Annotated in this window: 16 protein-coding genes and 1 tRNA gene; 6 read left to right on the forward strand and 11 right to left on the reverse strand. The window is 67.9% G+C overall.

Features of this window, described 5'->3' with window-relative positions:
- Positions 1 to 158: 158 nt before the first annotated feature.
- Positions 159 to 713 (reverse strand): hypothetical protein, encoded by a 555-nt coding sequence (locus tag A3OK_RS0114225; protein WP_019905558.1) that lies wholly within the window; start codon positions 711 to 713, stop codon positions 159 to 161.
- A gap of 251 nt (positions 714 to 964) precedes the next feature.
- Here A3OK_RS0114225 and gph point away from each other — a divergent pair, with 251 nt between their 5' ends.
- Positions 965 to 1654: a phosphoglycolate phosphatase gene (gph, locus tag A3OK_RS0114230; protein ID WP_019905559.1), complete on the forward strand. Its 690-nt coding sequence runs from the start codon at positions 965 to 967 to the stop codon at positions 1652 to 1654.
- 6 nt (positions 1655 to 1660) lie between these two features.
- On the opposite strand, the gene A3OK_RS0114235 is transcribed toward gph, so the two are convergent.
- From A3OK_RS0114235 to A3OK_RS0114250, 4 genes are all read right to left on the reverse strand, one after another.
- Positions 1661 to 1735, reverse strand: a tRNA-Val gene (locus A3OK_RS0114235).
- Positions 1736 to 1772: 37 nt separating this feature from the next.
- Positions 1773 to 3491, reverse strand: coding sequence for an iron ABC transporter permease (locus A3OK_RS0114240; protein WP_019905560.1), 1719 nt, complete (start codon positions 3489 to 3491; stop codon positions 1773 to 1775).
- 10 nt (positions 3492 to 3501) lie between these two features.
- Complete coding sequence (locus tag A3OK_RS0114245) at positions 3502 to 4530, reverse strand: extracellular solute-binding protein (protein ID WP_019905561.1); 1029 nt, start codon at positions 4528 to 4530, stop codon at positions 3502 to 3504.
- 124 nt (positions 4531 to 4654) lie between these two features.
- Complete coding sequence (locus tag A3OK_RS0114250) at positions 4655 to 5734, reverse strand: ABC transporter ATP-binding protein (protein WP_019905562.1); 1080 nt, start codon at positions 5732 to 5734, stop codon at positions 4655 to 4657.
- Positions 5735 to 6052: 318 nt separating this feature from the next.
- On the opposite strand from A3OK_RS0114250, the gene A3OK_RS0114255 reads away from it, so the two are divergent.
- The 4 genes from A3OK_RS0114255 to A3OK_RS0114270 all read left to right on the forward strand — a co-directional run bounded on the left by A3OK_RS0114255 (position 6053) and on the right by A3OK_RS0114270 (position 10451).
- On the forward strand, positions 6053 to 6847 hold the full coding sequence (locus A3OK_RS0114255; protein WP_019905563.1) for a Crp/Fnr family transcriptional regulator: 795 nt from the start codon (positions 6053 to 6055) through the stop codon (positions 6845 to 6847).
- The gene (locus A3OK_RS0114260) at positions 6844 to 7080 is read left to right on the forward strand and encodes a hypothetical protein (RefSeq protein ID WP_019905564.1); all 237 of its coding nucleotides are present in this window, start codon (positions 6844 to 6846) and stop codon (positions 7078 to 7080) included. The genes A3OK_RS0114255 and A3OK_RS0114260 overlap by 4 nt, the downstream gene beginning before the upstream one ends.
- Before the next feature lie 335 nt (positions 7081 to 7415).
- Positions 7416 to 9566: a TonB-dependent siderophore receptor gene (locus A3OK_RS0114265; RefSeq protein WP_019905565.1), complete on the forward strand. Its 2151-nt coding sequence runs from the start codon at positions 7416 to 7418 to the stop codon at positions 9564 to 9566.
- A gap of 345 nt (positions 9567 to 9911) precedes the next feature.
- Positions 9912 to 10451, forward strand: coding sequence for a GcrA family cell cycle regulator (locus A3OK_RS0114270; protein ID WP_019905566.1), 540 nt, complete (start codon positions 9912 to 9914; stop codon positions 10449 to 10451).
- A gap of 186 nt (positions 10452 to 10637) precedes the next feature.
- Here A3OK_RS0114270 and A3OK_RS0114275 read toward each other — a convergent pair whose 3' ends face one another.
- From A3OK_RS0114275 to A3OK_RS0114290, 4 genes are all read right to left on the reverse strand, one after another.
- Entirely contained in the window at positions 10638 to 11921 is a 1284-nt protein-coding gene (locus A3OK_RS0114275) for a hypothetical protein (RefSeq protein ID WP_019905567.1), read from the reverse strand.
- 122 nt (positions 11922 to 12043) lie between these two features.
- Positions 12044 to 13009, reverse strand: coding sequence for an ROK family protein (locus A3OK_RS0114280; RefSeq protein ID WP_019905568.1), 966 nt, complete (start codon positions 13007 to 13009; stop codon positions 12044 to 12046).
- Between the two features lie 9 nt (positions 13010 to 13018).
- On the reverse strand, positions 13019 to 14410 hold the full coding sequence (locus A3OK_RS0114285; RefSeq protein WP_019905569.1) for a dicarboxylate/amino acid:cation symporter: 1392 nt from the start codon (positions 14408 to 14410) through the stop codon (positions 13019 to 13021).
- A 256-nt stretch (positions 14411 to 14666) separates the two neighbouring features.
- Positions 14667 to 15590, reverse strand: a complete 924-nt coding sequence (locus tag A3OK_RS0114290; RefSeq protein WP_019905570.1) for a hypothetical protein — start codon at positions 15588 to 15590, stop codon at positions 14667 to 14669.
- Positions 15591 to 15728: 138 nt separating this feature from the next.
- On the opposite strand from A3OK_RS0114290, the gene A3OK_RS24040 reads away from it, so the two are divergent.
- Positions 15729 to 15884 (forward strand): hypothetical protein, encoded by a 156-nt coding sequence (locus tag A3OK_RS24040; RefSeq protein ID WP_019905571.1) that lies wholly within the window; start codon positions 15729 to 15731, stop codon positions 15882 to 15884.
- On the opposite strand, the gene msrB is transcribed toward A3OK_RS24040, so the two are convergent.
- Positions 15885 to 16292 carry a peptide-methionine (R)-S-oxide reductase MsrB gene (gene msrB / locus A3OK_RS0114300; RefSeq protein ID WP_026597279.1) on the reverse strand — a complete coding sequence of 136 codons (408 nt, stop codon included), beginning with the start codon at positions 16290 to 16292 and terminating at the stop codon, positions 15885 to 15887.
- A 64-nt stretch (positions 16293 to 16356) separates the two neighbouring features.
- Positions 16357 to 17436, reverse strand: coding sequence for a YihY/virulence factor BrkB family protein (locus tag A3OK_RS0114305; RefSeq protein ID WP_019905573.1), 1080 nt, complete (start codon positions 17434 to 17436; stop codon positions 16357 to 16359).
- Positions 17437 to 17497: the final 61 nt, after the last annotated feature.

Below are 17497 nucleotides of genomic sequence, written 5' to 3' on the forward strand. Positions count from 1 at the left end.
GGTCGTGTCCCGTCGGCAGGGAGGGAGGGGGCGAGGCGCATGGTCGGGCTCTCGGGCTACGGCAGCGTGTGCCGCTGAAAGTCGGGAGGCCCTAGCACGGCTGGCAACGCCGTCCAACGCAGGCCGGGCCGATGACGCGCGACGATCGGCGGCGACCGTCAGGGGCGCGTGTTCTGCGGCGGCGTGGCACTCGGCCCCGCGCGGCCCGGCGCCTGCCCCGTCGCCACGGCTTCGTCGGCGCCGCTGGTGGCCGGGTTCGCCTGCGCCGTGCAGACCACCGCCTCCTTCTGGAGCTGGACGTAGCAGATGCTCATCTCGCCGGTGCGGTAATTGACGCGGAACACCCCGGCCTCGCGGGTGTGCCGGGACGCGACGAGGCCGTATTCCGACGGCGCCTGGGCGCTGGCGCCCTCGCCCGAGCCGTAGCAGACGGTGAGGCCGACACTGCCCACCGCGCCTTCGCGCAGTCCATACTGGCACGACGTGACCTCGCCGGTGACCTTGTCGACGCGGTAGACCCGGTTGAGGTCGATCTGCGGTGCGGGCACGAACTCGAAGGACGCGGCACCGGCAGCGCCGGCCGTGCCGGCGAGCAGGGCCAGGGTGAGCGCGGCCCGACATCCGACAAGGCTCCGGCGCCCTGTGCCCGATCGGGCGGATGGGGCGGGAGTTTGCGATGGGAATGCGGAATCGGTCGGCAGTGTCGAACGCATGGTCGCCTTCGTGTCCGGATGAAGACAGGGGAATCTCGATGCCGCTCCCCTATAGCGGCCTTGCGGCGCAACCGTGACCCGCACGTGGCCGCCTTGATCGCAGCATCAGCGGATTCTACAGCTTCGGACCCGATACCGGATCCGGGCCGATGACGTAAGTCCTTGTGTTCGCATCGGAGTTTCACCGAAGGACGGCGACGCGGGGTCCGATGCCGCCTGCCTCGTCATCCCAACCAACCTTGCGAGTCCCCATGCCAAGCCTGCCGCCCATCGTCGTGTTCGATCTCGACGGAACCCTCGCCGAGACCGCGGGCGACCTCGTCGGCACCCTCAACGCGATCCTCTCTCGCGAAGGCCTGCCGACGCTGCCCCTCGAACGGGCCCGCGACATGATCGGCGCCGGCGCGAAGGCGCTGATCCAGCGCGGCTTCGAGGCTGCGGGAGAACCCATCGACGACGCCCGCCTGCAGACGCTCTTCGTCGACTTCCTCGACCATTACGGACAGCATCTCAGCGAGCATTCCTACCTGTTCCCCGGCGTCGAGGCGGCGCTCGATACGCTGAGCGCGCGCGGCTTCCTCCTCGCGGTCTGCACCAACAAGGTCGAGGCTCATGCCAAGCAATTGCTGGAGGAACTCGGCGTCGCCGGACGCTTCGCCGCCATCTGCGGCCGCGACACGTTCCCGGTCTACAAGCCGAACCCGGCCCATATCACGCTGACGGTGGAGCAGGCGAAGGGCGACGTCTCCCGCGCCGTCATGGTCGGGGATTCCCGTGCCGATATCGACGCGGCCAAGGCAGCGGGGATTCCGGTGATCGCGGTGCCGTTCGGCTATACCGATCAGCCCGTGGAGCAACTCGGCCCGACGCGGGTGATCCAGCATTTCGACGATCTGGTGGAGGCGGTCGATGCCCTCGTCCCGGCTTCCGCGACGGTCTGAGGGGAATGGTGGGCGCGACAGGGATCGAACCTGTGACCCTTCGCGTGTGAAGCGAATGCTCTCCCGCTGAGCTACGCACCCGGACCGAGGGCCTTCTAGGGCGAGCCCCGCTCGCCCGTCAAGACCTGTTCTGGCCTGTCGTGCCCGGCGGCGAACCCAGCCGCAGCAGCAGCGCCACCGGGATCAGACCGACGAGGACGATGAGGAGGGCCGCGACTGCGCCGTCCTCGTAGGTGCCGCGCACCGCCTCGCCGTAGAGATGGGTCGCCAGCGTCTCGACGTTGAGGGGGCGCAGGAGCAGGGTCGCCGGCAGTTCCTTGACGCAATCGACGAAGACGAGGAGCGCCCCGCTGAGCACCGCCGGCCACGCCATCGGCAGGTGCACGCGCATCAGCGTGGCGACGGGGCCGCGCCCGAGCACGCGACCGGCCTCCCCCAGGGATGCGGGCACCTTGGACAGGCCCGCCTCGCAGGCGCCGACCCCGACCGCGAGAAACCGCACCAGATAGGCGACCACGAGGGCGCCGCCCGCGCCGACGCCGACGATGGCGGGGGCGACGCCGAAGAGCGTCGTGGTGACGCCGGACAGGGCGCCGTCGGCGAGGGCCAGGGGGCCGAGAAGGCCGATCGCCAGGATCGCGCCCGGCAGCGCATAGCCGAGGGCGGCGATGCGGATCAGCCCCTGTCCGAGACCGCGCGAGACGAGGCGCGGGCCGGCGGCGACGAGGAACCCGCAGGCGGCGGCCAGCAAGGTGGCGAGGCCGGCATAGAGCAGGGTGTTGCCCGCCTCGGCGATGACGTCCTTCGGGAAGCCGAGCCGGGTGACGCGGGCGATGGCCGAATGGACGAGGTAGGCCGCCGGGATCAGGAAGCCGATGGCGATGGGGACGAGGCCGAGGCCGAGCGCTCCCATCGCCGCCGCGCCCGACAGTTCGTGCCGGGCCATGCCGCGCGGGCGCTGGGCCGAGCCGGAATAGCCGCGCCCGCGCCGCCCCCAGCGCTCGGCCGCGAGGAGCAGGAGCACCATTGCCAGCATCACCAGGGCGATCTGGGCGGCGCCGGGCAGGTCGGAGCGGTTGATCCAGGTGGCGTAGACCTGCACCGTGAGGGTTCTCACCCCGAGGAATTCCGCGGCGCCGATGTCGTTCAGCGTCTCCATCAGGGCGAGGCTGGTGCCGAGCGCGATGGCGGGGCGCGCCAGCGGCAGGGCGATCCTGAAGAACACCGCCGAGGGCGAACGCCCGAGGATGCGCGCCGCCTCGATGAGCGTGCCCGCCTGCATCAGGAACAGCGCCCGCGTCGGCAGGTAGACGTAGGGATAGAGCACGAAACCGAGGAGCAGGATGCAGCCCGGCAGGGAGCGGATCTCGGGCAGCAACAGGTCCTTCGGCCGCGCGAAGCCGAGGAGATCGCGCAGGGTGCTCTGGACCGGGCCGATCGGATGCAGGAGGTCGAGATAGGCGAAGGCGACGATGTAGGTCGGCACCGCCAGGGGCAGCAGCAGCCCGATCTCGAGAAGGCGCCGGCCCCGGAACTCGTAGGCCGCGACGAGCCAGGCGGAGCCGGCCCCGAGCATGACGACGATGATGCCGACGCCGAGGAGAAGCAGGGTCGTCGTCGTCGTCGCCTGCGGCAGCACATGCGCCAGCAGGTGCGGCCAGACCTCGCCCGTGCCCTGCATCGCCGTGAGCGCCAGGGAGGCCACCGGGCTCAGAATCACGGCGGCCAGGGCGATGGCCCCCGCCGCCCATGCGAGGGGGCCGAGCCGCGGGCGCGGCGCTGGGTTCGGTGAGGAGATCGCGGCCTGCGGTTCGGCGAGCTCGATGGCGACCGGCATCGGTCGCGCGTCAGTTGTCGAAGCCGACCGTATCCACCAGCAGGCTCGCCGCCTTGCGGCTGCGGGCGATCTCGGCCAGCGGCACCGTGTCGATGGTCAGCGAGCCGAGCGCCACGAGCAGCGGGTCGATCGGCGCGCCGGCCTTCACCGGATACTCGAAATTGGCCTTCGCATAGAGGCCCTGGCCCTCGTCGGAGACGAGGTATTCGAGGAGCTTGACCGCTTCGTCGCGGTTCGGCGCCGATTTGGCGACGACGGCGCCGGAGACGTTCACATGGGTGCCGCCGCCGGCGAAGGTCGGCAGCACCACCTTGATCCCGTCGCCCCATTTCTGCTGGTCCGGGCCGCCTTTGCCCGAGCGCATCAGGCCGACATAGTAGGAATTGCCGAGCCCGACGGCGCAGGTGCCGGCGAGGATGTCGCGGGCGACGTCGCGGTCGCCGCCGGTGGGCTTGCGCGCGAGGTTGGCCTTCACCCCGGTGAGCCAGTCCTTCGCCTTATCCGGCCCGTGCTTGACGATGTAATGGGCGATCAACGCCGTGTTGTAGGGATGCTGGCCGGCCCGCAGGCAGAGCTTGCCCTTCCATTTCGGATCGGCGAGATCCTCGTAGGTCAGGGCGGTCTCGGCGAGGTCCTTGTCGGCATAGGCGATCCGGGCGCGCATGGAGAGGGCGTACCAGAGGCCGTCGGCATCGCGCAGGGGCGCGGGGATAGCGGCGACCAGGGCCTCGGTGCGGACCGGCTGCGCGAGGCCGCGATCGACCAGCTCGATCAGGTTGCCGATATCGACGGTCATGAGCACGTCCGCCTTCGAGCGCTCGCCCTCGGCGGCCACACGCTCGGCGAGCCCCTTTTCGACGAAGACCGTGTTGACGGTGACGCCGCTCTTGGCGGTGTAGGCATCGAGCAGCGGCTTGATCAGGCCGGGTTCACGGGTGGTGTAGAGGTTGACCTCGGCCGCCGCCGCACCGGCGATCCAGGCGAAGGCCGCCGCACCGCCGAGCAGAGATTTCGAGACCCAACCGACCATGACGTCCATCCGATTTGCGTGGCGAACGGTTCAGGGCGGCATCCGGGAGAGAAAAGCAAGACTTATGTCTTTGATTTAGTACAGTTAAAAACTATACTTCCAAATGCCGGCAAGCACGAACGGAGAGCCTCGTTTAATCCGAGTCGGCGGCAAAGACCAAGCCCGCGCCGTCCGGGAGATGCAGGCCGACGCCGTCGCCCTCCCCCGCGGATACCGCATCGGGGACCGTCAGCCGCACGGTGTCGGCGAACCCTTCCACCGCCAGCGTGAGTTCCGCGACGGCGCCGAGGAAGCGCCGCCGGATCACGCGCGCCGGATGGCCCGAACCGGGGCCGGAAAGACCGATCGTCTCCGGCCGGACGCAGGCGACGACCGGCTCGCCGTTCGTTATGCCCGGCGCCGGGAACGCCCCGAACGGCGTCGCGGCCACGCCGTCCGTGCAGCGCGATGGAAACGTGATGAGATCCCCGAAGAAGCTCGCGGCAAAGCGCGAAACGGGGCGGCGATAGAGGTCCGCGCCGGTGCCGACCTGGACGATGCGCCCGCCCCGCATCAGGACGATCCGATCGCTCACCAGCAGCGCCTCCTCCGGATCGTGCGTGACGAGGAGCGCGGTGGCGCCGGTGGAGCGCAGGACCGAGACGGTATCGGCCCGCACTCTGTCGCGGTTGCGCCGGTCGAGATTCGAGAAGGGCTCGTCGAGCAGGAGCACGCGCGGGCCGGGCGCCAGGGCGCGGGCGAGGGCGACGCGCTGGCTCTCCCCGCCGGACAGGGTGCCGGGATAGCTCGACGCCCGGTCGGCGAGGCCGACCTGTTCGAGCCGCGCCTTCGCGACGGAATCCGCCTCGTCGCTGCCCAGCCGGTGAAGCCCGAAACGGACATTCTGCATCACGGTGAGATGGGGGAAGAGGGCGTAATCCTGGAACATCAGGCCGACGCCGCGCTCCTCAGGCGGCACCCGTGGGCTCATCGCCTGCCCGTCGAGGAGGATATGCCCGGTGCCGGGGTGTTCGAGGCCCGCCACAGCCCGCAGCAGGGTGCTCTTGCCACAGCCGGAATCGCCGAGGAGCGCGATGATCTCGCCGGACCGGACCGAGAACGAGACGTCGTCGAGGGCGGTCTTGCGGCCGAAGGCGACACCGAGGCCCCGCGTTTCGAGGCGCGGGGGCACCTCGCCGGAGCGATGGCCCCGGGTCTGATCGGTCTCGGCCATGACCTGTCTCTCGATTGCTGGATCGTGATGAGCCTCGCGCTTCTCGCCCGATCCTGCGTCAGGTCAAGCGGCGGATGCGCGGAGGGTCGGTCGGACGATACCGCAACCGGACCTGCGCCGGGCCGAGCGGGTCACCCGCCGGCTGCCGGAGAGGCCGTGCGTGAGGCAGCAGGCTCCATAGTCGTCAGCATTTGGAAACTGGACAATACCGATCCTATAATGAATTCCCGATCGACGAGATCAGTATCGGTTCAATGGAGCAGCTCAACGGCCAATCAACTCGATTCACTCAACAATCTGACAGGGGAGTGAAAGGCAATGCAGAAGAACGGCTGCCACAACGAGCACCGCGACGATCACATCAAAGACGATTCGGACGATGACGACGTCCCGCGGAACCCCTTGATTCTGAAGCTCAAGAGCCTCGCCGAACTATCCGAGGAAGAGACATCGGTCCTGACACGGATCTGCGCTCATCCACAGATCGTCGGGGCCGGAACCGATCTCATCCGGATCGGAGACAGGCCGGACGGCGTCTACCTGATCCTGGACGGCATCGCCTGCCGCTACAAGCTGCGGGCGAACGGTGCGCGCCAGATCATGGCCTACCTCCTTCCGGGCGATCATTGCGACCTCGACGTGGCGTTGCTGGAGCGGATGGATCATTCGATCGGCGCTTTGTCGGTCTGCAAGGTGGTTCGCATCGACCTCGGCACGATCCGCCCCCTCCTCGCGGATCACACCGGCATCGCGAACGCCCTGCGGCTGGCCACGCTCGTTTACGAAGCGACCCTGCGCGAGTGGGTCGTCAATCTCGGGCGCCGCACGGCGGAGGAGCGCATCGCCCATTTGGTGTGCGAAATGTTGTTGCGGCTGCGCGCCGTCGGTCGGACAATCGGTGATGGTTATGCCCTGCCGATCACGCAGGCGGATCTGGCCGACACGGCCGGGCTCACCATCGTCCACGTGAACCGCACGCTTGCGAGCCTGCGGCTGCAGGGGCTGGTCGAGCGATCGGGGCGTCACTTGACGATTCTCGACCTTGCGCGGCTCGAAGCCCTTGCGGAATTCAGGCCGAACTATCTGCACCTCGGAGGAGGGAGTGCGATATGAATCTACACCTCCAGCCCGTGCAGGTCGCCACGGGCTGTCAGGACCGGGAAGGCCGCCTGGTCTTCGATGAAGGGTTGCTGCTCGCGATCCTCGTGCGTCTCTCGGACATGCACGGGGACGACGCGGGACGATGGTGTCTGGAAATCGGGTTCGGTCCGCTCTCCGGCCTGCAACCCCCGCCATTCATCGATCTCGACGCGGCACAGGCCTGGATAGCCGATCGGTTAGCGTGAGGTCGGGGCCGGGTTCGCCCCCTGGCCGCCCCCCCTGAAACGCTGCCGCGTCCCCTCTCGGCGCCCGTCTCGCCCGCAATTGCACCGCCCGGTTGCGCGCGCCACAGGACGAAAGGCGGCACGACAGGTCACACCGGACCAGCGGCCGGGCACACTTTGGAGGAGAACCAAAGTAGATGCATCGCATGATTGCAGTTACATAAAAGCATCATTTCTGTGCCTTAGCGTTATGCGCTGGAACGGTTAAAAACTCTGCTCACAATAACGTTTGCCAGCGCATGGAGTGATGAGTATCGCGGATTGAACATCTTCCGTGTGCTTCAGTGAGTCGTGTCGTGTATTTTTACTCCGAGCGTCACCGCCCTTCCCTTCTTGCATTCGCGCTGCTTGGAAGCGTCGGCAGCCTTCTCGGCTCCACACGCGCCTTCGCGCAGGAACCGGCCCAGAGCGTCACTCTCGATACGTTGAGCGTCGTCGGGGCCGGCCAGGGAGTGGAGAGCGCCTACGGCCCGGTCCAGGGCTACATCGCCAAGCGCAGTGCCGCCGGCACCAAGACGGATGCGCTCCTCAAGGAGACGCCCCAATCGATCAGCGTCGTCGGCGAGGAGCAGGTCAGGGATCAGGCCGCGACCACGATCCAGGAAGCCCTGCGCTACACGGCCGGCGTCAACGCCGATGCCTACGGCCCGAGTACCCGCGGCGACTACCCGCGCCTGCGCGGCTCAGATGTCGCCATCTATCTCGACGGGCTCAAGCTCAGCGATCCCGGCGCCTTCAACGAACCCCGCCCCGAACCCTATACCCTCTCGCGGTTCGAGGTTCTGCGCGGCCCGGCCTCCATGCTGTACGGCGCGTCCTCGACCGGGGGCCTCGTCAACCTCGTCTCGAAGCTTCCGCAGGACGTTCCCTATAGCGAGATCGGCGTCCAGTTCGGCAACTTCAACCGCAAGGAGATCCGTGGCGACACGACCGGCCGCCTGAACGAGGACGGGACGCTGCTCTACCGCTTCGTCGGCCTCGGCCGCCTCAGCGACAGCCAGACGGATTACGTTCCCTACGACCGCTACGTCATCAATCCGTCCCTCACCTGGAAGCCGGATGCCAGCACGAACTGGACGATCATCGGCCTGCACCAGAAGGACGCCTACGGCGCCTCCGACGCGTTCCTACCGCGCGAGGGCACCCTCTATCCCGGCCCCAACGGGCTCATCCCGCTAAGCCGCTTCACCGGCGACCGGAACTTCAACACATACGAGACGGTGACGAGCTCGGTCACGAGCCTGTTCGAGCACCGCTTCTCGGATGCGCTCCTGCTGCGGCAGAACCTGCGCTACAGCCATATCGAGGGCACCTATCAGTCCGTCTACGGCAACGTCTTCGGCGCCGACACGCCCTTCCTCGATGCGGCCCGTCGGACGGTGGGGCGCTATACCTATGGGCGCGATGCGATCCGGGACCGGATCAGCACCGATACCAGCGCGCAATACCGCCTGGAAACGGGGCCGGTGTCCCACACCTTCCTCGGCGGCATCGATGTTCGGCAATATTACGAGCGGGCCCGGTCCGGCGGCGGCTACGATCCGCGGCCCTTCGACCTCTACACGCCGACCTATGTCAGCGTGACGCCGCCGACCCTGTCGGCAGAGCCGGCCCTCGCGCAGAACCAGGCCGGGCTCTACCTCCAGGATCAGGCCCGTCTCGGCTCCTGGATCGTGCTCGCCAGCGTCCGGCACGATTGGGTCAACAGCAATCAGAGGGGGTCCGCGGCCCAAACCGACGAGGCGACCACCGGTCGGATCGGGCTGATGTACGAATTCGCCAACGGGATGACGCCCTACGTGTCCTACGCCACCTCGTTCAATCCGGTCTTCGGAGGCGGTCTCTGCTCCGGCGGCCTGTGCAAGCCCTTGCAGGGTGAGCAGATCGAAGGTGGCATCAAGTACAATCCGCTGCCCTGGCTGAGCGTGAACGCGTCGATCTACGACACGGTGGAGCGCAACCGGCTGACCTCCGACCCGGCCGGCGGCTTCCTGTCGATCCAGACCGGCAAGGTCGGCATCCAGGGCGGCGAGATCGAGGCGCTCGTCACCATCGCCGGCGATACCGACATCATCGCCGCCTATGCCTATACCGATGCGAGGGTGCTCTCCGGCGACACGATCGGCGCGCGGGTGGAATCGATGCCGCTGCATCTGGCCTCGGTCTGGGTGAAGCATCGCTTCTCCCTCTTCGGCATCCCCGGTTTCCAGGTCGGCGGCGGCGTCCGCTACCTCGGCGAATCCTTCGACGGATCGACCAACAGCTTCAACACGCCGGCCGTGACCCTCGCCGACGCGATGATCGGTTGGGAGGACGCGCATTGGCGCGCGCAGATCAACGTATCGAACATCGCCGACACCCAGTACGTCTCGACCTGCCTCTCCCGCGGCGATTGCTTCGTGGGAACCAGCCGGACCGTCCTCGGCACGCTGACCTACAAGTTCTAGGGCATCCCCCCGGAACGTCGGAACCGGTCTTCGGAAACGGCGATGCCTCCTCGAGAGGCTCCGGCATCGTCCTCAGCGCCGGGGCCTGCCGGGCCGCTTGCGAGCTCCACACGCCGCCCCGGACCGGGCGGCGCTTCTTCAGTCGGAGATCATCGCCGCCCGGTTTGCCGGTGGAAAGTCCGCCCCTCCTTCCACGTGCTCTTGCATCGGTGTCGAGGCGTCCTGTACGGTTCTCGTCGTCGCCGGAAGGGTGCCCTGGGCGGCCATCATCTGTACGGTAGTGCACGAATTGGTTCTGCGACCTGTCGCCGGGCTCGTTCGTTGTCGGTCGGGGGAATCGAGCGGATGTCGGAGGGGGCGATGACGGAGACGAGTTCCGGTTGGACGGACGAGCGTGTCGACCTTCTGAAGCGGCTCTGGGACGAGGGGCTGAGCGCGAGCCAGATCGCCGCGCAGCTCGGCGGCGTCACCCGCAATGCCGTCATCGGCAAGGTCCATCGGCTCGGGCTGTCCGGCCGCGTGAAGGCGGCGGATTCGCCGGGCAACGGCCGTAAGAAGCCCCCCGCCCGCGAGACCGAGGCGGACAACGTGGTGGAGCTCTCTGCCGCGTCCGATCCCGTCGTGGCGCCGAGCCTGTCGTTTCCCGAGACCGCTCCCGTCATCCTGCCCCAGAGCACGTCGCTGGCCGCATCGAAGCGCGTCACGATCATGGACCTGCGCGAATCCATGTGCCGCTGGCCCCTCGGCGATCCGACCTCGCCGGATTTCCATTATTGCGGCGATCGCTCGATCACCGGCCTGCCCTATTGCACCCACCACGCCCAGATCGCGTACCAGCCGGCTGCGGAGCGCAAGCGCGACCGCCGCGTCGGCGGCTTCCGCTGAGGCGGAGGCTTCCCGAGCGGGGCTGAATTTTAACCGACGAACCATGCCGTCATTCCGGGCGCCGCCCCGGAACGACGGGTCATGCGTATGGCCCGATGCGCCGTCCGTAAATGCCGACGTCCCGGCTCTTCATCCGAGACCGAGGGCGACGATCCCGAGAGGAAGAGCCGCTCGGGGTCGCCCGTTTCAGGCGGCCTGCTTCGACTGGATCTCGATTCCGGCGAGCAGGATGCAGAGCGCGATCCCCTCCGCCGCCGCCTTCACGTCCGAGAGCGAGGGGAAGGTCGGCGCAAGGCGCAGGGTGCGGTCGTGAGGATCGCGTCCATAGGGTGAGGTCGCGCCGGCGGGCGTCAGGGCGATGCCGGCTTCCTTGGCGAGGGCGACGACCCGCTGGGCCGCGCCGTCCACCGTATCGACGGTGATGAAATAGCCGCCTTCGGGCTTCGTCCAGACAGCGGCGCCGGTTCCGCCCAGACGGGCCTCCAGGGCGTCGAGGACCGCCTCGAATTTCGGCGCGATGAGGGCGCGCTGCTTGTCCATATGCGCCTCGATGCCGGCCATGTTCTTCAGGAAGCGCACGTGGCGCAGCTGGTTGAGCTTGTCCGGCCCGATGGTGCGGAAGAAGGCGCGGCCGAGGAACCAGCGCACGTTCTCCGGCGAGGAGGCGAAGACGGCGAGGCCCGCTCCCGCCAGGGTCACCTTCGAGGTGGAGGCGAAGATGAAGGCCCGATCGGGATGCCCGGCCTCCTCGCAGAGGGACAGGATGTCGGCGAGCACGTGATGCGTCGCGGTGAGGTGGTGGACGGCGTAGGCATTGTCCCAGAACAGCCGGAAATCGGGCGCGCCCGTCTCCATGGCCGCGAGGCGCCGCACGGTCTCGTCGGAATAGGTCTCGCCGCTCGGATTGGCGTATTTCGGCACGCACCACATGCCCTTCACGGCCGGATCGGCCGCGAGCCTCTCGACCACGTCCATGTCCGGTCCGGCGCCGGTCATGGGCACCGGCAGCATGCGGATGCCGAGGGCCTCGCAGATGGCGAAGTGGCGGTCGTAGCCCGGGACGGGGCAGAGGAAGACCGGCTCCTGCTCCTGCGCCCAGGGCTTCGGCGAGCCGGGCACGCCCCTCAGCAGCGCCCAGGCAATGCAATCGTGCATGAGGGCGAGGCTGGAATTGTCGCCGATGACGATCTGGGCCGGCGGCGCCTGAACCAGGGGCGCGAACAGGGCGCGGGCCTCGGGCATCCCCTGGAGGCCACCGTAATTGCGCGCATCCTCACCCGATTCGCCGAAATGGTCGCCATTGCCCGGAAGCGACATCATCGCGCTCGACAGGTCGAGCTGCTCCGGCGCGGGCTTGCCGCGGGTCATGTCGAGCTTGAGGCCACGGGCCTTGAAGGCCTCGTAGGCGTCGCGGGTCTCGGCGTGAAGCGCCTCGCGGGCGGCGGGATCGAGGGAAGCGAGGGTCGTCATGGGGATGCGCTCATGTCGGTATGCGGTGCCCCGTCCTTAAAGGTTCAGGGGGCCGATGGGGAGGGGTTCGTACCAGACCTCGATGAGCCCGACCTATGGGACAGGCTCACGGAGACCGGGTGTCAGGCGGGAATGCCCCATAACCAGGCCGCACCCCGCACGCCGGAGGCGTCGCCGTGGCGGCTCACCCGGATCGGCGTCGCGCACTCCTCCGAGAAGACGTGCGGCCGAATGAGGCCGCCGAGATCGCCGGTGAGTTCGGGCACCGTCGACAGGCCGCCGCCGAGAACCACCACATCGGGATCGAGGATGTTGATCACCCCGGCGATGCTGCGGCCGAGGCGGTCGCGGTAGCGGGCGATGCTCTCGCGGGCCGTCGCATCGCCCGCTCGCGCGGCGGCGACGACGGCCTCCCCGGTGGAGCCGACCATTCCGGCTCGCCGGCCATGGTCGGCGGCGAGGCCCGGACCGGACAGCCAGGTCTCGATACAGCCGTGACGGCCGCAATAGCAGGCGGGGCCGGGCCGCTCGTCGTCGCGGGGAGCGGGCAGCGGATTGTGCCCCCATTCTCCGGCGATGCGGTTGGCGCCCGACACGGCGACCCCGTCGATCGCGATGCCGGAGCCGACGCCGGTCCCGAGGATGACGGCCCAGACGATCCGGGCACCCGCGCCGGCGCCGTCCACGGCCTCCGAGACAGCGAGGCAATTGGCGTCGTTCTCGGCGCGTACCGGCCGGCCGAGCCGAGCCTCGAGATCGGCGACGAAGGGTCGTCCGTTCAGCCAGACCGAGTTGGCGTTCTTCACGAGGCCGCTACCGGGCGTGATCGCGCCCGGCATCCCGATACCGATACGGGCTCGTTCAACGGAGGCCTGGTCGATGGAGGCTTGGTCGACGGAGGTCTGGCAGCCCGCCTCCGATTCGAGGCGCAGGACGAGAGCGAGGATCGCGGCGAGCGTGGCGTCGTAATCGTGACGCGGCGTCGCGATCCGCGCCTCGGCACGAACGGCTCCGCCGGCATCGAGGACGATGCCGGCGATCTTGGTGCCACCGAGGTCGATCCCGATGCGCAGGCGCGTCGGGTCCATGACGCGGCTCTACTGGGCGGCGACGGCTGGACGGGGAGCGGGCTCCGAATCCATGTTCGGCGAATGGTCCGAGATGTCCGTGCCGATGGAGATGGGGTTGTCCATCACCTCTTTCAGCTTGTCGAGATCGAGCTCTCCCTCCCAGCGGCTGACCACGACGGTGGCCACGCCGTTGCCGATGAGGTTCGTGAGCGCCCGGCATTCCGACATGAACTTGTCGACGCCGAGGATCAGGGTCATGGCGGCCACCGGCACCGGATTGTTGGGGATGGCGCTGAGCGTGGCCGCGAGGGTGATGAAGCCGGCGCCGGTGACGCCCGAGGCGCCCTTTGAGGTCAGCATCGCCACGAGGATGATGGTGGCATACTGGCCGAACGACAGGTCCGCGCCCACGGCCTGGGCCAGGAACAGCGACGCCAGCGTCATGTAGATGTTGGTGCCGTCGAGATTGAACGAGTAGCCGGTGGGGATGACGAGGCCGACCACCGAATCGGAGGCACCGAGGCGGCGCATCTTCGTCATCATGTGCGGCAGCACCGTCTCGGAGGACGAGGTGCCGAGCACGATGAGGAGTTCGTCCTTGATGTAGGCCAGGAACTTGAAGATCGAGAAGCCGGCCACCCGGGCGATGCCGCCGAGCACCAGGACCACGAACAGGAAGGCCGTGACGTAGAAGGTGCCGACGAGCCAGGCGAGATCGACCACCTTGCCGATGCCGTACTGACCGATGGTGAAGGCCATGGCGCCGAAGGCACCGATGGGCGCGAGCTTCACCACGAGGCCGATGATGCGGAAGAAGATCTGCCCCATCGAGTCGATGGCGTGGGTGATGGCTTCGCCGCGCTTGCCCATGCCGGTGACGACGACGCCGGTGAGGATCGAGATCAGCAGGACCTGGAGCAGGTCGCCGGTGGCGAAGGCGTCGAAGAAGCTCTTCGGGATCAGCGCCATGATATGGCCGGTGACGGAATCGTCGGCCGCCATCTTGGCGTATTTCTCGACCGACTTGCCGTCGAGCTTGCTCACGTCGGCATTGAAGCCGGCGCCGGGCTTGACGACCTCGCCGACGAGGACGCCGATCAGGAGGGCGATGGTGGAGACCACCTCGAAATAGACCAGCGCCTTCAGGCCGACGCGGCCGACCTTCTTGAGGTCGCCGATGGAGGCGATGCCGTGGACGATGGTGCAGAAGATGATCGGCGCGATCATCATCTTGATCAGCGCGATGAAGGCGTCGCCCATCCATTTGACGGACTTGCCCCATTCGGGATGCAGGTAGCCGAGCAGGATGCCGAGCCCGATGGCGATCAGCACCTGAATGTAGAGGACTTTATACCAAGGCTCATGAGGGGGTGCCACGGTCGGCGCGCTGCCTCCGGCATGGAATGTGGTCTGAGCCATGTTCCCTCACTAGCGCCTCTCCGGACGCATGTTCGTATGTCTTGTAGAGACGCTAGCGAGTTTAATCCTTCTGCTCAACGAGACTTCGGGTGATAATCTTTGTTTCTCGCCGAAAGGGTGAGGGTGGGCCGTTTCTGTAACTTAACTGAAGAAACGGCCCAGCGCATCGCGATGACCGGCGACGGTCGCAGGACGGATCGGCGCGGGGTCGTCCTGGCCCGAGACGAGGGCGGATGGCCTTCGTCTCGGGGGCGACTTAGGTCTGCTGGGTGCGGCGGGGGCGCACGGTCCAGCGCTCGAATTCGGCCGCAGGATCGTCGTCGCTGGCGGGGGCACGGGGCTGCTGCGACGCTCCCAGGGCCTGGGACAGGCTCTCGATGACGTCGTCGATCCGCGCGTCGGGCCGCGGCTGGTGTTCGGAGGTGGAGGTTTCGTCCGCGGCAGGTTCTTCCCGGCGTTCCTCGCTCCGCTCTTCGACGACCGGCTGGGGCGTCGGCTCTTCCACCGCGACGGAAGCGGGCGCGGCGGCCTTCGCGGCGAGGGCGGCGGCACGGCGGTTCGCACGCAAGGTCGCCTCGTCCTCGCCGACCTTCTGCGACGGAGCGGTGTACTCGCCGGATTTCGGCGGCGGGGCGTTGAAGCGGCCGAAGCCGAAGCGGGGCTCGAGGAGATCGAGGATCGCGTCGAGGGCCGCGTTGTCGAGGGCGACCTCGCCGGTCTGCGGAACGCCCTGGATCGCGACGGAGTGGCGATCGTAGGCGGGGTTCTCGGTGACGTCCTCGCCGAACCAGGCCGGGGCCGTGAATGCAGCGGCCTGACCGGGCTCGTCGAACACGACGCTGACGAGGTCGAGGGCGCCCGGCGTCGCATAGCGATCGATCAGGGCCTCGCGGCCATTGCCGAGGCCCACCACCGCGCGGTCATAGGCAGCCTTGCCCGAACACACGTCGAGGAGTGCGTCGCCATGGGCGCGGGGGACATCGGTCCGCTCCTCGCTCGACGTTCCGTCGGCCGCCGTGGTGACGAGGACGAGATGGCAATTCTGCCCGTCGACGCGCACGTAGGAGGTGCGACCGGCCTGGGGGGCGAAGTAGCCCTCGGTGATCTTCGAACCGCCGCGCTCCTTGCGGATCAGACGGACGAGGGAGGGGGCGACCAGAAACCGACGAACGACACTCATATGCTTTATCCCCCGAGTCGGCTCGTCACGGCAGGCGGTCCCTCGGGATCGTCATGCCGTGGGCGCCAGAGAACGGCGCCATGCGAAGCCCTAAGCCTGTTTCGGCAGCGACGGAACGGCTCGGCCTATGGAAACCATGTGGCCCGAGCCATCCAGATGCGGCCGTTCTCCAGCGTGACGACCAGTTCGGTGCGTATTGCCGAAGACCAAGCTTCTTGGACTAAGGAAAAAACGGCCCAAATCAAGGCCGAGCGGATCGCGAATCTCGAATTGTCACCCCTCATCCAAAACTGATCAGGTATTCGGCTCGAAACGGAGCGAAACGCCGTTCATGCAGTAGCGCAGGCCCGTCGGTGCGGGGCCATCGTCGAAAACGTGGCCGAGATGACCTTTGCAGCGTGCGCAATGCACTTCGGTCCGCACCATCCAGTGGCTGCGGTCGGATTTGGTCTCCACCGCACCGTCGATCGGATCGAAGAAGCTCGGCCAGCCGGTGCCGGATTCGAATTTGGTGGTGTTCTCGAACAGCGGCGCATCGCAGCCGGCGCAGTGGAACGTGCCCGGCCGCTTCTCGGCGTTGTGGCAGCTCGTCCCCGCCCGCTCCGTCCCGTGCTCGCGCAGGACGCGATACTGATCCGGCGTCAGGATCTGGCGCCACTCGGCTTCCGTCCGCTCGACAGTGCCGTTCTGGGTCTCGGTCATCATGGCCTCCGCTTCGTCGGGATGACCCGGTAAGATAGGTATTCCAGTGACATCCGGCACCCGGTCACGCTGCCGCGCCGATCGTGTCGGCCATCCGCGCCTCGCGGTCGCCCATCGGCCTTTCCGGTCCGGTCGTGGTGTCGCGCGCGGTCTGGTGCTCCATTTCGGCGTTGATCTCGGCCCCCAGGAGCACGATCGTGGTCGAGATCCAGATCCAGGTCATGAAGCCGATGGCGGCGCCGAGCGAGCCGTAGGTCTCGTTGTAATTGCCGAAGCTGGCGACATACCAGGAGAACAGGATCGAGGCGGCGAGCCAGAGCAGGCCGGCGACGGCCCCGCCGGTGCCGACCCAGCGCCAGCGCGGCCGCTCGCGGCTCGGACCGTAGCGGTAGAGCAGCGAGAGCCCTCCGAGCAGGACGACGAGGAGGCCCGGCCAGCGCAGCAGGGCGATGAGGCGGGCGCCCTGCCCGAAGCCGAAGAAATTGAACACGACCGGCAGCACGACGATGCTGGTGAGCGCGAGGATGGTGAAGCCGAGCGCTCCGACGGTGAAGGTGAGTGAGCGCAGGTTCAGCATCACGAAGGAGCGCTTCTCGTCCTCCTCGTAGACGACGTTCAGGGCGTCGAACATCGCCTTCATCGCGGCATTGGCGCTCCAGAGCGAGAGGACGAGGCTGGAGAAGAAGGTCAGGCCCAGCGTGCCGTTGTCCTTGGCGGCGATGCGCTTCACCTGCTCGCCGATGATGTCGATGGCGCTGGAGGGCAGCACCCCCTGCATGCTGGAGAGGTGTTCGTTGATCGCTCCGACATCGGCGACGAGGCCGTAGCACGAGACCAGGGCGGCGATGGCCGGGAACAGCGACAGCAGGGTGAAAAAGGTGACGCCGGCCGCGACCGCCAGCACGCGGTCCTTGTTGAATTCCAGGTAGACGCGGACGGCGATGTCCTTCCATCCGGCGCGGGTGATCTCGGTCGGACTTCCCGCCGCCCGGCCGCGATGGACCTGGGTCGCCGCCACCCATTCCGCATTGCGGCCGCTATGCGAGCGGGCGCCCTCGTTGCGGCGCGGCTCCGGCTCGCCATCGTCCCGTTTCGGGCTTCGCGACCGGGGCGCCAGCGACAGGGCGACGAGCGCCGCCCCCATCGCCAGGGTCCAGAGCAGGGAATGGGCGGCGCCCGGCCCGGATGTGCCGGGGGGCTGAGGC

Source organism: Methylobacterium sp. 77 (assembly GCF_000372825.1).
Taxonomy (GTDB): Bacteria; Pseudomonadota; Alphaproteobacteria; order Rhizobiales; family Beijerinckiaceae; genus Methylobacterium.